The organism is Subdoligranulum variabile, from assembly GCF_025152575.1.
Taxonomy (GTDB): Bacteria; Bacillota; Clostridia; order Oscillospirales; family Ruminococcaceae; genus Gemmiger; species Gemmiger variabilis.
Genome location: NZ_CP102293.1, coordinates 416,136 through 431,625 on the forward strand (window position 1 = coordinate 416,136; position 15,490 = coordinate 431,625).

The following is a 15,490-nucleotide window of genomic DNA, read 5'->3' on the forward strand; positions in this document are numbered from 1 at the left end:
ACGTGCTATAATGAAGCGTTAAGAATGAGAAAGGAGGGCGGTCATGGACGCCATGCAGCATATCACCGGTCTGGTGCGCAAGGCCGTACAGGATTATGAGATGATCGCCCCCGGGGACCGCGTCATGGTCGGTGTTTCGGGCGGCAAGGACAGCGTCGTGCTGACCATCGCCCTGGGACGGCTGCGCGCCTATCTGGGCGTTCCCTTTGAAGTGCAGGCCGTGACACTGGACCCCTGTTTCGGCGGGGTGGAGACCGATTACAGTCCCCTGTCCGAACTTTTTGCGGCAGAAAACATTCCCTATGAGGTGCGCCGCACCGACATCGGTCCGGTGGTCTTCGACTACCGCAAGGAATCCAACCCCTGTGCCCTGTGCGCCAAGCTGCGCCGCGGCACACTGCACACCGCAGCCCAGCAGCTGGGCTGCAACAAGGTGGCGCTGGGGCATCACCTGGACGACGCGGTGGAAACCTTTTATATGAACCTCTGGCGGGAGGGGCGCATCGGATGCTTTTCGCCGGTGACCTACCTGTCCCGCCGTGACCTGACGATGATCCGGCCGCTGCTGCTGGCCACCGAGAGCGAAGTCACCTCTGCGGTGAAGCGCGCCGGACTGCCGGTCATTAAGAGCCGCTGCCCCGCCGACGGCGTGACCACCCGTGAGGAAACCAAGCAGTTTGTCCGTGAATTCAGCCGCAAGGATCCTGCCTTCCGCCAGAAAACGCTGCATGCCTTGCAGGAGAGCGGCATTGACGGCTGGAAACCACTGCACACCGGCCGGAAGAAGGAGTGGGCCAAATGAACGATCCCATCTTGGAAAAACACTGCTGGGCCGAGATCGACCTCGATGCCCTGCGGCACAATTTTGCTTTTATCAAACGCACCATCGGCGGACCGGTATGCGCGGTGGTGAAGGCAGACGCCTACGGCCACGGCGACATCGTGGTGGCCCGCGTTCTGCAGGAGGAAGGCGCGGCGGCCTTTGCCGTCAGCTGCCTGGCCGAGGCCAAGCGGCTGCGCCGCCATGGCATCACGGTGCCGGTGCTGATTCTGGGTTACGCCGACCCTTCGGAGGCCTCTGCACTGGCCCAGGAGGATATCGCCACCGCCTGTTTCTCCACCGAATATGCCAAAGCCCTCTCCGCCGCGGCGGTAGCCGCCGGGGTACAGGTCAAGGTCCATCTGAAGATCGACACCGGCATGGGCCGCATCGGTTTTGCGGCGCAGAGCGACTGGCAGGCCGTGGTGCGGGAGTTGGAAGCGCTCTGTTCCCTGCCCGGGCTTTCCATCTGCGGCATCTTCCAGCATTTTGCGGTGGCCGACAGTCTGGAACCGGACGCCCAGACTTACACCGACAACCAGTATACACTGTTCCGCAAGGTGGTGGACCAGCTGCAGGCCGATGGCTACGACACCGGCACGGTGCACTGCGCCAACTCTGCGGCCCAGCTGCGTCATCCCGAATGGCGCAACGATATGACCCGCGCCGGCATCATCCTGTACGGGCTGGATCCCAGCGACGAGCTGCACTTCCCCGTACTGAAACCGGTCATGACTTTGAAATGCATCGTGACCTTTGTGAAGGATCTGCTGCCCGGCCAGAGCGTCAGCTACGGCCGTACCTTTACGGCCAAAGCCCCCATGCGGGTCGCCACCGCCTGCGTGGGCTATGCCGACGGCTATCCGCGGATGCTGTCCGGCAGCCAGGGCCAGGGGCTGATGATGGTCAACGGCCGGCCTGCACCGGTGCTGGGCCGCGTCTGCATGGACCAGACGCTTCTGGACGTGACGAACATTCCCGGTGTGCGCATGGGAGATGAGGTGACCGTCTTCGGCCCCGGCGCCCCCGACACCGCCGACACCATTGCCCGCAAGACCGACACCATCTCCTACGAGATTGTCTGCGGGATTGCCCGCCGCGTGCCCCGCGTATATATGGAGAACGGAAAAATCTGCAAGATCTGGAACGATTTGGAGGAAAATTGATGGCTCGCGATACGATCCGCAACTTTTGTATCATCGCTCACATCGACCACGGCAAGTCCACCTTGTCGGACCGCATGCTGGAGCTGACCGACAGTGTTGACAAGCGCACCATGACCGACCAGGTCCTGGACGATATGGACATCGAAAAGGAGCGCGGCATCACCATCAAGGCCCGTGCCGTCACCATGCGCTACAAAGCCGACGACGGCAAGACCTATGAACTCAACCTCATCGACACCCCGGGCCATGTGGACTTCCAGTACGAGGTCAGCCGCAGCCTGGCTGCCTGCGAGGGTGCCGTGCTGGTGGTGGATGCCAGCCAGGGCGTGGAGGCCCAGACGCTGGCCAACTGCTATCTGGCGCTGGACCACAATCTGGAGGTCGTGCCGATCCTGAACAAGATCGATCTGCCCAGCGCCGATCCCGACACCGTGGCCAAGGAAGTGGAGGACGTCATCGGCCTGCCCTGCATGGAGGCGCCGCGGGTGTCGGCCAAGCTGGGCATCGGCGTCAAGGACGTGCTGGAATGCGTGGTAAACCAGATTCCCGCCCCCACCGGCGACGCGGACAAGCCGCTGAAAGCGCTGATCTTTGACTCTATCTACGACAGTTACAAGGGCGTCATCGTCTACGTGCGCGTTTTCGAGGGGACCGTCAAACCCGGGGATACCATCCGGCTGATGAGCACCGGCGCCGAGTTCCAGCTGGTGGAAGTAGGCCATATGGGCGCCACCAGCCTGACTCCCTGTGACAAACTGGAAGCCGGCGAGGTCGGCTATCTGACCGCCAGCATCAAGACTGTGCGGGACACCCGTGTGGGCGATACCGTGACCCTGGCCTCCAACCCCACAGCCGAGGCGCTGCCCGGTTTCCGCACCGTAACGCCGATGGTCTTCTGCGGCATCTACCCGGCCGACGGCGCCGACTATCCCGATCTGAAGGACGCCCTGGAGAAGCTGCAGCTCAACGATGCCTCCCTGAGTTTTGAGCCGGAGACCAGCGCCGCCCTGGGCTTTGGCTTCCGCTGCGGGTTCCTGGGACTTCTGCATATGGAGATCATCACCGAGCGCCTAGAGCGGGAGTTTGACCTCGATCTCATCACCACCACGCCCGGCGTTCAGTACCGGCTGACGCTGACCGACGGCACTGTGGAGATCATCGACAACCCCGCCGCCTACCCCGATCCGACCCGCATCGTCAAGCAGGAAGAACCTTTTGTCAACGCCCACATCTATACCCCCAACGACTATGTGGGCCCGCTGATGGATCTCTGCCAAACCAAGCGCGGCGTCATGATCGACATGAAATATATGGACGAGACCCGCGTCGACCTGCACTACCAGCTGCCGCTGGGCGAGATCGTCTACGATTTCTTTGACGCCATCAAATCCCGCAGCCGCGGCTACGCCAGCTACGACTACGAGTGGGAGGGCTGGCACGAGAGCAAGCTGGTCCGGTTGGACTTCCTGCTCAACGGCGATCCCGTGGATGCCCTGTCCATGATCGTCTTCTCGGACAATGCCTACGCCAAGGGCCGCCGCATCTGCGAGAAGCTCAAGGAGAACATCCCCCGCGCACTGTTCGAGATCCCCATCCAGGCAGCTGTGGGCGGCAAGATCATCGCCCGCGAAACCGTCAAGGCCATGCGCAAGGACGTTCTGGCCAAGTGCTACGGCGGCGACATTACCCGCAAGAAAAAACTGCTGGAAAAGCAGAAGGAAGGCAAAAAGAAGATGCGCCAGCTGGGCAGCGTGACCTTGCCCAGCGAAGCCTTCACCGCCGTCCTGAAACTGGATTCCGATTCCTGAGCTTTCCAGCTGCCATAATCATCCTTTCCTCCCGCACGGCGATCCCCGCCGCGCGGGAGTTTTTTGTCGGTGGCTCCCCCGTCATTTTGAAATCTGCGCCCCTTGCCATTTTATAGGAAGTAGTGTACAATAAAGGGACACTAAAAATTTGGGGTGCGATTTATGGCAGAAGAGAAATTTTCCAACTTTTTGACGGATATCATTGATGCCGACCTTGCCGAGGGCAAGGTCGATACCGTGCATACCCGTTTTCCGCCGGAGCCCAACGGATATCTGCATATCGGTTCGGCCAAGGCGATTTTCATCAACTATACCATCGCCAAGCACTACGGCGGCAAATTCAACCTCCGCTTTGACGATACCAACCCCGCCCGCGAAGGCGACGAATATGTGCAGAGCATCCTGCAGGATCTGCACTGGCTGGGGGCCGATCCCAACGGCGGCATCTTCTACGGCAGCGACTACTTTGAGCGCTGCTACGAATACGCCGAGAAGCTGATCCGGGAAGGCAAGGCCTATGTGGACGACCTGACCCGTGAGGAGATGCAGGAATACCGCGGCAACGATGCCGGCAAGCCCAGCCGCCCCAGTCCCTACCGTGACCGCACGCCGGAGGAAAACCTGGACCTGTTCCGCCGCATGCGCGCCGGTGAATTTGCCGACGGCGAAAAAACGCTGCGCGCCAAGATCGACCTGGCCAGCCCCAACATGAATATGCGCGACCCCGCGATCTACCGCATCAAGCACGTGACCCATCACCGCCAGGGCGACAAGTGGTGCATCTATCCCCTGTACGACTTTGCCCATCCCATTCAGGACGCCATCGAAGGCATCACCTTCAGCCTCTGCAGCCTGGAATTCGAGAACCACCGCCCGCTGTATGAGTGGGTCATCACCAACATCTTCGGCACCGAATTCCCGAAACAGCGCGAGTTTGCCCGCCTGAATGTGACCAACACCGTCATGAGCAAGCGCTATCTGCGGGAACTGGTGGAGAAGAACATTGTGGATGGCTGGGACGACCCCCGCATGCCGACACTGAGCGGTCTGCGGCGCCGCGGCTATACCCCCACCAGCATCTTCACCTTCGTCAAGGAGGCCGGCATCTCCAAGGCCGACAGCCTGGTGGACATGCGTCAGCTGGAGGCTGTGCTGCGTGCCGAGCTGGAACTCAACGCCCAGCGCCGCGTAGCTGTGCTGGATCCCGTCAAGCTCATCATCGACAACTATCCTACCGATGCCTGCGAGTATTTTGACCTGCCCAACAACCCGAACCGCGACGCCAACGATACGTCCACCCGCAAGGTGGCCTTCACCAAGGAAGTCTGGATCGACCGCAGCGACTTCTTTGAGGTTCCTCCGCCGAAGTTCAAGCGTCTGACCCTGGGCAGCGAAGTCCGCCTGATGGGCGCTTATCTTGTGCGCTGCACCGGTGTGGACAAGGATGAGGCCGGCAATATCACGGCCGTCCATGCCGAGGCGGACCTCGAGACGAAGAACGGCAATCCCGCCGATGGCCGCAAGGTGCGCGGCACCATCCACTGGGTCAGCTGCGCTCACTGCGTGGAGGCGGAAGTCCGCCTGTATGACAAGCTGTTCACCGAAGCCAACATGAACAGCATCCCCGACGGTGCCGACTTCAAGGATTACCTGAACCCCGAGAGCGTGACCGTGATCTCCCATGCCAAGCTGGAGGAAAGCCTGCAGGACGCCAAGCCCGGCGAGCGCTTCCAGTTCGTGCGCACCGGTTACTTCACACCGGACAGCAAGAACCCCGGCGTGTACAACCGCATCGTGACCCTCAAAGACAGTTTCAAGCTGTAAGATATAAAAAAGACCGACGCAGCCGCGTCGGTCTTTTTTGCGTTATTGCTTACCGGTCAGGCACCGTGGCGCGCTGCAATGCAGCGGCGCAGCCATCCGCCTTTTTTGTAGTAAACGATGAACAGCAGCGAGGCCAGGATCCAGGTAATGGGATAGCTCAGTTCCACCGTGGCCACTGAATGCCACACCGGAACCGCCGTCAGCAGCCACAGGATGCGCAGCCCGCAGACACAGAACACCGTGATGAGGGTGGGCACGCGCACGTCCCCGCAGCCGCGCAGGGCGCCGGACAGGATTTCGATGCAGACGTAGGTCACATAGGCAGGCACCAGCACCTGCATCATCTGCACACCCACCGCAATGACCTCCGGGTCCTGACTGAACAGACTGAACAGCGGCCTTGCGGCGAAGTAGAACACAACGCTGATAAAAATGGTGATGCCGGCCGCCATCGTCAGGCAGACTCGGGTGCCGCGGTGTACGCGGTCGTACTGTTTGGCGCCAAAGTTCTGTCCCGCGAAGGTGGTAATGGCGATGCCCAGCGAGTTGATGGTCATCCAGAAGATGAAGTCGATCTTCCCGTAGACACCCCAGGCCGCAATGGTGTTGGTACCGAAGCCGTTCATGCAGCTCTGGATCATCATATTGCTCACATTGTAGAGGGCGCTCTGAGCCGCCGCCGGAATGCCGATGGTGCAGATCGCCACCAGGATTGCCCGCTCCATCCGCAGCTTGGACGCCGCCAGATGCCACGGCATCCCCTGGGAGCCGGCCAGACAGCGCAGCGTCAGCACCGCACTGGCAACCTGGCTGATCACCGTGGCCAGCGCAGCCCCTGCCACGCCCCAGTGGAACGCCGCGATGAAAACAACGTCCAGCACAATGTTGACCAGGGACGCCACGATCAGGAAATAGAGAGGGCGTTTGGAGTCCCCCGCCGCCCGCAGGATGTTGGTGCCCATGTTGTACAGAATCTGCGGGATCATACCCAGGAAGTAGATGCGCAGGTAGAGTGCTGCGTCCTCCAGGATTTCCGCCGGCGTGCCCATCAGCCGCAGCACCGGCTCCGCCGTGAGAAGTCCCAGCACGGTCAGCAGCGCGCCGATCACCACACTGAACACCAGCGCTGTGTGCACTTGCCGGTCCACGGCGTCGATGTCCCGGGCGCCGTAACTCTGCGCCACCACCACGCCGGCACCGCTGCAAAGACCCACGAACAGGCCTACCAGCAGATTGACGAAAGCGCCGGTGGCCCCCACGGCCGCCAGCGCATTGGTTCCTACAAAGTTGCCGACAATGAGAGTGTCGGCGGTGTTGTACAATTGCTGGAACAACGTGCCGAACCAGATGGGCAGAAAGAAAACCAGCAGCTGTCGAGGAATGCTGCCGGTCAGAATATCTGTTTGTTTGACTGTCCGCATAATAAAACCTGTTTTTCTCCTCTTTTGTATTCCTTGCGCACCTATTTTATGCTATAATGGCGACAATGTAAAGAGGGGGAAAAAGACATGGCGGTTTTGTGGCAGCCCTGCGGGGATGGAGCGCGGATTCTGCGCGTTTTGGGGGATTCTCCCTGCCCCGTCCTGCCCGGCACGGTAGCCGGTCGGCCGGTCACCGAACTGGGCCCCTATTGCTTTGCCGCACGGGCTGTGACCGGCGGTTCTCTCTGGCCGGTCGAAAGTGCCGACACCCACGAAGTGACCGGGGATTTTCTGGAGGAAGCCGTACTGCCGGATTCCGTCCGTGTGCTGCACAGTGCCGTATTCTATAACTGCCACCGCCTGCGCCGGGTGGAGGCCGGGCCGCATCTGGAAAGTCTCGGCAGCGACCTGTTTACTAACTGCAAGGCATTGCGCACCTTTGCGTTGCGGACTGCCCCCGATGCCGAAACCGGACTGAAAAAACTGCTGGGTGCCGTGAGTGCCGATGTAAGCGTGGAATTTCTCGGCGCGCCGGGGGCCCGGTTGTTCTACCCCGAATACTTCGAGTGGCTGGACGAAAACACCCCCGCCCACATCTTCAACCACAGCATCGAAGGCGAGGGATACCGCATGCGCCAGTGCTTTGCGGGCGGCGCTGTGGATTATACCGCCTACGACGCCACCTTTGCCCAGGCCTGTGTGGGGGAAAGTGAGGAAAAGCTCTGCCGCATGGCGCTGGGACGGCTGCTGGCTCCCTTTGCCCTTCATGACAGCGCCCGCACCGACTATGAATTTTACCTGACCGCCCATCCCGGTGCTGCCTTTGGGCAGGCCATCACAGAACGGGACGAAGCTGCCCTTCGGCTGCTGGTCGGGCTGGGACTGCCTGTGCAGGAGGCCGCCGCCCAATGTGCCCGGACCGGCTGGAGCGCCGGTGCTACCATCCTGCTGGCCCGGCCCAAGCGTGCCGCCAAGCAGTACGATTTTGATGATCTTTGACGGAGGGGTCTATGCCGCATACCGAAACCCAAACGGAATGGGAACAGACGATGGCGCGCCGTGTCATGGAACAGATCCGCAGTGAACTGTATCTGGACCAGCGCTATCTGAATGCTGCCCTGGGCGCGCTCCCTCCTGCTCCGCTGAACAGCACCCAAACGGCCCTGGCCACCGACGGTGCCAGCCTGTATTACCCTCCGGAATGGGTGTTGAACCTGTACCGCAAAAACCGTCGGTACCTGCCCCGGGCATATCTGCACAGTCTGTTCCATTGCATCCTGCGCCACCTCTGGCTGCGGGACCGCCGGGACCCGGCTCTGTGGGGGCTCGCCTGTGATATTGCCGTGGAACATCTGCTGGATTCTCTGGGCACGCCTGCCACCACCCGTCCAGTGGGCTGGATCCGGCAGCAGGCTTACGCCCGGCTGCAAGCCCAATGCAAGCTGCTGGCCGCCGGGCCGATCTACCGCGTGCTGGTTTCCACCGATGCCGCCACCCTGCAGCAATATCAACGGGAATTTTATTGCGACGATCACCGGCTGTGGCCCGCTGACCCGGACAGTCCCACCGCCCAGATCCGCGGCAAGCAGTGGGAGCAGATGGGCCGCCAGACCGAACTGAGCATGGAGGAGTTCGGGCAGCAGGCCGGTGAGACCGACGGAGCCCGTGCCCTGCAGGCTCAGGTACAGGCAAGCCGCAGCCGTCGCAGCTACAAAGACTTTCTGCGCCGGTTTGCCGTCTGGCGGGAGGAACCCCACCTGGACCCTGATGAATTTGATCTGGGATACTATACCTATGGTCTTCGAACCTACGGCAAGATGCCTTTGATCGAACCGCTGGAAAGCCGGGAGAGCAAGAAGATCCGGGATTTTGTCATCGTGCTGGACACCAGCGAATCCACCGCCGGGGATCTTGTAAAGAATTTTCTGCGGGAGACCTTCACCCTGCTGAAAAGCCAGGACAGCTTTTTCCGGCAGTGCCGCATCCTGGTGATGCAGGCCGACAACGCCGTGCGGGACGAGACCTGGCTGTACGACCTGGAAGCGCTGGACCGTTACACCGAGGCGTTCACCCTGGTGGGCGGCGGCGGGACGGATTTCCGTCCCGCCTTTGCCCGCATCGAGGAACTGCGTGCCGAGGGGCCCCTGCGAGACATGCAGGGCGTTCTGTATTTTACCGACGGCAAGGGCACCTACCCGGCCAGGCGGCCGCCCTTCGATGTGGCATTCCTGTTTCTGGAGAACGGAGAACCGCCGCCGGAGGTCCCCGCCTGGGCCATGCGGCTGGTATTGCAGCCGGAGGAATTTTTAACCCAACCGAAAGGATGAGAAGATAGCACATGGACATCCAACGTGCCAAAGAGGAGATCAAACATACCGTCCAGGCATACCTTGCCTGCGATGACACCGGCTGCCCGCTGATTCCGCCGGTGCGCCAGCGGCCCATCCTGCTGATGGGCCCTCCGGGTGTGGGCAAGACCCAAATCATGGAGCAGATCGCCCAGGAATGCGACATTGCCCTGGTGGCCTACACCATCACCCACCATACCCGCCAGAGCGCCGTGGGTCTGCCCTTTATCCGGGAGCGCAATTTTGGCGGCAAGACCCGCAGCGTGACCGAATACACCATGAGCGAGATCATCGCCAGTGTCTATGCCGCCATGGAACGCACCGGCAAGAAAAACGGCATTCTCTTCATTGATGAGATCAACTGCGTCAGTGAGACGCTGGCTCCCACCATGCTGCAGTTTTTGCAGTGCAAAACCTTCGGCAACCAGGCTGTGCCGGGAGGCTGGGTGATCGTGGCCGCCGGCAACCCGCCGGAATACAACAAGAGCGTGCGGGACTTTGACCTGGTCACCCTGGACCGCGTACGCCGCATTGACATTGAACCCAAGCTCAGCGTCTGGCAGACCTACGCCCGCGCCCATCGCCTGCATCCGGCCGTGATGGCCTATCTGGAACTGCGCCCCCAGCACTTCTACAAAATCGAGAACGATGTGGATGGACCGCAGTTTGTGACTGCTCGCGGCTGGGAGGATCTTTCCGCCTTCCTGCAGGCCGCCGACAAACTGGATCTGCCGGTGGACGAAGGCGTCATCGGCCAGTATCTGCGTCACCCTGATGTTGCCCGGGATTTTGCCGCCTACTGGGTACTCTACCGCAAATACCACCAGGATTACGGTGTGGAGGACATCCTGCAGGGCAAACCCTTTGACGCAGTGCTGGAGCGTGCCCTGAACGCCAGCTTTGACGAGCGCATCAGCCTGGTAAGCCTACTGCTGGCAGGATTGAACACCCGTTTTGCGGCCGCCCGCAGCGCCGACGCCGTGACCGACGCCTGCTACCAGCAGCTGCGCAACTTCAAACGGACGCTGAATCAGGCCGATGAGGATGCGGTGCCCGCCGATCTGTTTGCCGAACAGTGCAAGAGCTACCGCGCGCGTCTGGAAGAGGGCAAAACCTCCGGGACGATGCTGCCCGCCGAGGTAGCCACCCGCACCCGGGCTGCCTCCTTGCTGGACCGCTGGGCCGGATCCCTGGATGCCGGTCTGGACGCAGATGACGCCTTTGATGCCGTGCGGGCAGCCTTCAATCAGCAGGTGCAGCGGCGGGAAGAAGCCGTGAACACCGCCTCCGATGCCCTGGAAGCCGCCTTTGATTTTATGGAACGGGCTTTTCCCGATGGGCAGGAGATGGTCGTCTTTGTGAACGAGCTGGCCCTTGGCCCTGACTCGGCGCCGTTTTTGGCGGACAACGAGTGCGAACGGTTCGAGCTGTACAGCCAGAAACTGCTGCTTCACGCCGGTGAGGACGAACTGCTGGCAGAACTGCAGCGGGACGACATCCGCGCAGAGGAACACAGTACAGACTTCTGAACAAAAGGCCCGGCGCTTGGAGTGCACCGGGCCTTTGTGCTGCCCTTTACAGCGGGCTGCTGGCGGAGTATAATGGGCGACGGAACCGCTGCGGCGAGAGGCAGCGGTGTTTGTGCAGGAGAGGGGTTTTGTTATGGCACAACAAGTTTCATCGTCGTCCCGGCAGATGTCCGAGGCATTTCGCACCGTCCTGTTTCTTTCGCTGTCCGGCGGGTTGCAGGATGCGTACACCTATCTGGGCCGCGGCAAAGTGTTTGCCAACGCCCAGACCGGTAACATCGTCTTTATGGGGCAGTCCCTTTTCACCGGGGACTGGGCGCGTTTTTTTCATTATCTGGTTCCCGTACTGGCCTTTGCCCTGGGTGTGGCCGCCGCGGAACTGATCCGCGTCTTCTGTAAGGAGGGCCGTCGCCTGCACTGGCGCCAGCTGGTGCTGCTGGTGGAGATCGTGCTGCTCTTCCTGGTAGGATTCCTGCCGGATGCGCTGAATCTGGCTGCCAATGCGCTGGTATCCTTTGCCTGCGCCATGCAGGTGCAGGCCTTCCGCAAAGTCCATGGGTATCCCTTTGCCAGCACCATGTGCATCGGCAATCTGCGCAGCGGCATGGATGCCCTCGTCACCGGGCTGCGCCTCCACGACAAAAAAACGCTGGGCAAGGCCGGGCATTATTTTGCCGTAATCCTTCTCTTTGCACTGGGCGCCGGCGTGGGAGCCCAATGCATGGCACCGCTGGGGCTGCGCACCATCTGGCTCTCCTGCGCATTGCTCTGCGTGAGCCTTTGCCTGATGTTCCGCAAGGAAACCAACCGGCCTGCAGAGACCTACTGAGTTTTCTTCCAAGTAAAAACCGCACGGGAAGATCCCCGTGCGGTTTTTCTGTTATGCAGTTTTCCGGCGGGCTCGAAGCTGCCGCCCTTTCTGCCAGAGGACATCCACCACCCGTGCGATGCAGCGCAGCACCGGCAGGACCAGCGCTGCCAGCACCACCAGGACCAGGGTCTCCCCCAGGCCCAGCGGGATCAGTTCCAGCCAGGGGGCAAACAGCACGGCGCCGCCCAGCCCCAGAATCGTGCAGCTGCCCCACAGCGCCCAACGCAGCGGCGTGAAAGGATGGCAGACACGGAACAGCACGATGAGGCCGGTTTCCAGGACAAGCAGTGTGCTGATGGTTCCCAGGGCGTCAGCGGATAGATCGAAAGCATAGGCAAACCCCTGGGCGCAGAAGACCAGCAGGAAATCGGTCAGGCCGCCCGGCAGCGCATCGTGCAGCACATTGTGCATGAATTTGCCCCGGACCATCTCATAGTTGGGCTCCAGAGCCAGCACAAAGGAGGGCAGACCGATGGTGACCGCCGACAGCAGCGAGAGCTGCAGCGGCTGGAACGGATAGGCCAACGGCAGGCAGAGTGCCGCCAGGCTGAGCAGCAGCGAGAAGATGTTCTTGACGAGGAAAAGGGATGCCGAGCGTTGGATGTTGTTGATGACACGGCGCCCCTCTGCCACCACATCGGGCAGCGCGGCGAAATCCGAATCCAGCAGCACCAGCTGTGCCACCTGGCTGGCCGCCTGTGCTCCCGAAGCCATGGCGATACCGCAGTCAGCGTCCTTCAGGGCAAGCACGTCGTTCACGCCGTCGCCCACCATCGCCACCGTATGCCCTGCCGTCTGCAGAGCATGGACCAGTTTGCGTTTCTGTTCCGGCGTTACTCGTCCGAAGACCGTGCAGTGCCGGGCCGCTTCCTCCAGCTCCGCGCCACTCTGGAGCGTGGCGGCGTCCACCCACTGTTCGGCTCCCTGGATGCCCGCTTCGGCAGCCACATGACTGACCGCCCGGGGGTCATCGCCGGAGATCACTTTCAGCTGTACCCCCTGCTGGGCAAAATACCGGATGGTTTCGGGGGCGCTGGCCCGGATGCGGTTCTGCAGGGGCAGCAGCGCCAGAAACTCCAGCTGCGCCGGTTCGAGACGTTCCGGCTGCTCGGGCAGCGCCTCGCGGCAGCGGGCGAGCAGCAGCACCCGGCGCCCTTCTGCCAGCAGCGGCGCGAGCTGTGCCTGGAATTCACCGATCCGGGAACCTGCCAGCACGTCGGGAGCGCCGACCACGTACACACCCTGCGCCCCGAAAGACTTGGCGCTGTATTTATAAGCGGTATTGAAGGGGATCTGCCCGGTCACCGGCCAGTGTTCCCCCTCCTGCCCGAAGCGCGCTTTCAGGGCTCTGCCGGTATCGTTGTCAGGCTCCTCTGCTGTATAGTAGCTGCGCAGAATTTCCGCCAGCGGCGCCTGCGCCAGTGGAATCGGAGCATCGGCCTCCATAGCACTCTCGGTGATGGTGCCGGTCTTGTCCATGCAAAGCACATCCACCCGGGCCAGCGTCTCGATGCAGTTCATATCCTGCGTCAGCACCCGGCGACGTGCCAGCCGCAGCATCCCGATGGCCAGCGCCACACTGGTGAGCAGATAGAGTCCTTCAGGGATCATCCCGATAAGGGCTGCCACCGTGCTCTCCACCGAGCCGCGCAGGTCCACCGACAGCACCCAGTGCTGCTTCCAGAACAGGGCGATGCCCACCGGGACCAGTCCCAGTCCGATGGCTTGAATCAACTTGTCCAGTGAGCGCATCATCTCGCCCTTGGCTACTTTGTGGCCGTCAGCCTGGGCGGCCGCCGTCAGTTTGCTGGCATAGCTCTCCGCCCCCACCCGGGTCAGCCGGGCTGTGCAGCGACCAGCCATGAGAAAACTGCCCGAGCGAAGTTCTCCTCCCACGGTCTTGGGCACCGCCCGTTCTTCGCCGGTGATCAGCGATTCGTTAACCTGCACGCTGCCGTCCAGCACCACGGCATCCGCCACGATCTGATCCCCGGCGCCAAATTCCACCACGTCGTCCTGCACCAGTTCTTCCGAGAGACAGGTATCCCAGCGCCCGTCCCGCAGACAGCGGACCTTGCGCGCCGAGACCAGGGTCAGTTCGTCGATGGTCTTTTTGGCGCGCAGCTGCTGGGCGATGCCAATGAGGGTATTGCAGACCACCACGCCCAGGAATCCCATGTTGAGCCAGGATCCCACCGTGGCCAGCATGACCGCCAGCACCACGAACACAAGGTTGAAGTAGGTGCACAGATTGTCCCGCACGATCTGGCCCACCGTCTTGGTGGGCGACTCGGGCGGATGATTCACTTTTCCCTGCCGGCGCCGTGCCTCGACTTCGGCCGACGTCAGCCCATTGGATGAAGACATACCGCGGACTCCTTTCCTGATAGAGCAACAGTATACCAGCCGATTGTGAACAAATAAAGCGTCGGTATGCAAAAAACGGCACACAGGAAATCCTGCGTGCCGTTTTTGATTCCGAATCGATTACACGTCCTGCAGTTCGCCGCGGGAACTGGCCTTCAGGTAGGCGTAGATAAAGCCGTCCAGGTCGCCGTCCATGACCGCCTGCACGTTGCCGCTTTCGTAGTTGGTGCGATGGTCCTTGACCAGCGTGTAGGGCATGAAGACATAGCTGCGGATCTGATGGCCCCAGGCGATCTCGTTCTGCACGCCCTTGATGTCGTCGATCTTGTCCTTGTGCTGCTGCAGCGCGATCTGATAGAGCTTGGCCTTCATCATCTCCATGGCGTACTCGCGGTTCTGCAGCTGGCTGCGCTGGGTCTGGCAGCTGGTCACAATGCCGGTGGGCTTGTGGATCAGACGCACCGCCGAGGAAGTCTTGTTGATGTGCTGGCCGCCGGCACCGGAGGAGCGGTAGACCTGCATCTCGATATCCGCCGGGTTGATCTCGATCTGGATGTTGTCATTCAGTTCCGGCATGACTTCCAGGCTGGCAAAGCTGGTCTGCCGGCGGGCGTTGGCGTCGAAGGGACTGATACGCACCAGCCGGTGCACGCCGTGCTCGCTCTTGAGCATGCCGTAGGCATTGGCGCCCTTGATCATCATGGAAGCGGACTTGATGCCCGCTTCGTCGCCGTCCAGGACGTCCAGCACTTCCACGCTGTAGCCATGGGCTTCGGCCCAGCGGGTGTACATACGGTAGAGCATTTCGGCCCAGTCCTGGGCTTCGGTGCCGCCGGTGCCGGCGTGGAAGGTCAGAATCGCATTGTTGTGGTCATATTCGCCGTTGAGCATCGTCATCAGCTGCAGCTCGTCGATGGCCTTTTCCACGCCCTCGACCGCCTGCTCGCCCTCGCTGGCAAGAGAAGGATCGTTCTCCTCCTCGATCATCTCCAGCAGGGTTTCCGCCTCTTCGTACTGGGTGGAGAGCTTGCCGAAACGCTCCAGCTTGTTCTTCACTTCGCCCATCTCGCTGATGACCCGCTGGCTCTTCTCCTGATCGTCATAGAAGCCGGGCAGTGTCATCTGGTGCTCCAGCTCCGCCAGTCGCTTTTCGCTGGCTTCGATGGACAGCGCGTCGCGCAGATCGTCCACGGAGGTCTTCATTCCGCCGAGTTTTGCTTTCAATTCGTCAATGGTGATCATATCGTTACCCCTTGGTTGGCATAAATTCACATAGTAATAGTATAAACCATACCGAGGGGGTTTGTAAAGAGGGACAATCGGGCCAAAAAGGCGC

General features: G+C 61.3%; 11 protein-coding genes. 8 read left to right on the forward strand and 3 right to left on the reverse strand.

All coding sequences use genetic code 11. The annotated features are described in order from the left end of the window. Positions 1-43: 43 nt before the first annotated feature. The 4 genes from NQ490_RS02030 (at position 44) to NQ490_RS02045 (ending at position 5,618) form a co-directional block, all read left to right on the forward strand. A complete protein-coding gene (locus tag NQ490_RS02030) occupies positions 44-802 on the forward strand; it encodes a tRNA 2-thiocytidine biosynthesis TtcA family protein (protein WP_007047158.1) in 759 nt (252 codons plus the stop codon). Next, positions 799-1,986, forward strand: a complete 1,188-nt coding sequence (gene alr / locus NQ490_RS02035) for an alanine racemase (protein ID WP_007047159.1) — start codon at positions 799-801, stop codon at positions 1,984-1,986. The genes NQ490_RS02030 and alr overlap by 4 nt, the downstream gene beginning before the upstream one ends. Beyond that, positions 1,986-3,794, forward strand: a complete 1,809-nt coding sequence (lepA, locus tag NQ490_RS02040; protein WP_007047160.1) for a translation elongation factor 4 — start codon at positions 1,986-1,988, stop codon at positions 3,792-3,794. Before alr ends, lepA begins: the two co-directional genes overlap by 1 nt. Positions 3,795-3,956: 162 nt before the next feature. Next, entirely contained in the window at positions 3,957-5,618 is a 1,662-nt protein-coding gene (locus NQ490_RS02045; protein ID WP_007047161.1) for a glutamine--tRNA ligase/YqeY domain fusion protein, read from the forward strand. A gap of 56 nt (positions 5,619-5,674) precedes the next feature. Here the strand turns inward: NQ490_RS02045 and NQ490_RS02050 are convergent, their stop codons facing one another. Continuing rightward, positions 5,675-7,039, reverse strand: a complete 1,365-nt coding sequence (locus NQ490_RS02050) for an MATE family efflux transporter (RefSeq protein ID WP_007047162.1) — start codon at positions 7,037-7,039, stop codon at positions 5,675-5,677. A gap of 87 nt (positions 7,040-7,126) precedes the next feature. Here NQ490_RS02050 and NQ490_RS02055 point away from each other — a divergent pair, with 87 nt between their 5' ends. The 4 genes from NQ490_RS02055 to NQ490_RS02070 all read left to right on the forward strand — a co-directional run bounded on the left by NQ490_RS02055 (position 7,127) and on the right by NQ490_RS02070 (position 11,745). Next, positions 7,127-8,038, forward strand: a complete 912-nt coding sequence (locus tag NQ490_RS02055) for a leucine-rich repeat protein (RefSeq protein ID WP_007047163.1) — start codon at positions 7,127-7,129, stop codon at positions 8,036-8,038. 11 nt (positions 8,039-8,049) lie between these two features. After that, positions 8,050-9,366 carry a vWA domain-containing protein gene (locus tag NQ490_RS02060; RefSeq protein WP_007047164.1) on the forward strand — a complete coding sequence of 439 codons (1,317 nt, stop codon included), beginning with the start codon at positions 8,050-8,052 and terminating at the stop codon, positions 9,364-9,366. A gap of 11 nt (positions 9,367-9,377) precedes the next feature. Continuing rightward, positions 9,378-10,916 (forward strand): ATP-binding protein, encoded by a 1,539-nt coding sequence (locus NQ490_RS02065; protein WP_007047165.1) that lies wholly within the window; start codon positions 9,378-9,380, stop codon positions 10,914-10,916. A 133-nt stretch (positions 10,917-11,049) separates the two neighbouring features. Next, on the forward strand, positions 11,050-11,745 hold the full coding sequence (locus NQ490_RS02070) for a YoaK family protein (protein WP_040917758.1): 696 nt from the start codon (positions 11,050-11,052) through the stop codon (positions 11,743-11,745). A 51-nt stretch (positions 11,746-11,796) separates the two neighbouring features. On the opposite strand, the gene NQ490_RS02075 is transcribed toward NQ490_RS02070, so the two are convergent. Together NQ490_RS02075 and prfB are read right to left on the reverse strand one after the other, a co-directional pair. After that, positions 11,797-14,154 (reverse strand): HAD-IC family P-type ATPase, encoded by a 2,358-nt coding sequence (locus NQ490_RS02075; protein ID WP_007047167.1) that lies wholly within the window; start codon positions 14,152-14,154, stop codon positions 11,797-11,799. A 120-nt stretch (positions 14,155-14,274) separates the two neighbouring features. Further along, entirely contained in the window at positions 14,275-15,396 is a 1,122-nt protein-coding gene (gene prfB, locus NQ490_RS02080; protein ID WP_007047168.1) for a peptide chain release factor 2, read from the reverse strand. Between the last annotated feature and the right edge of the window lie 94 nt (positions 15,397-15,490).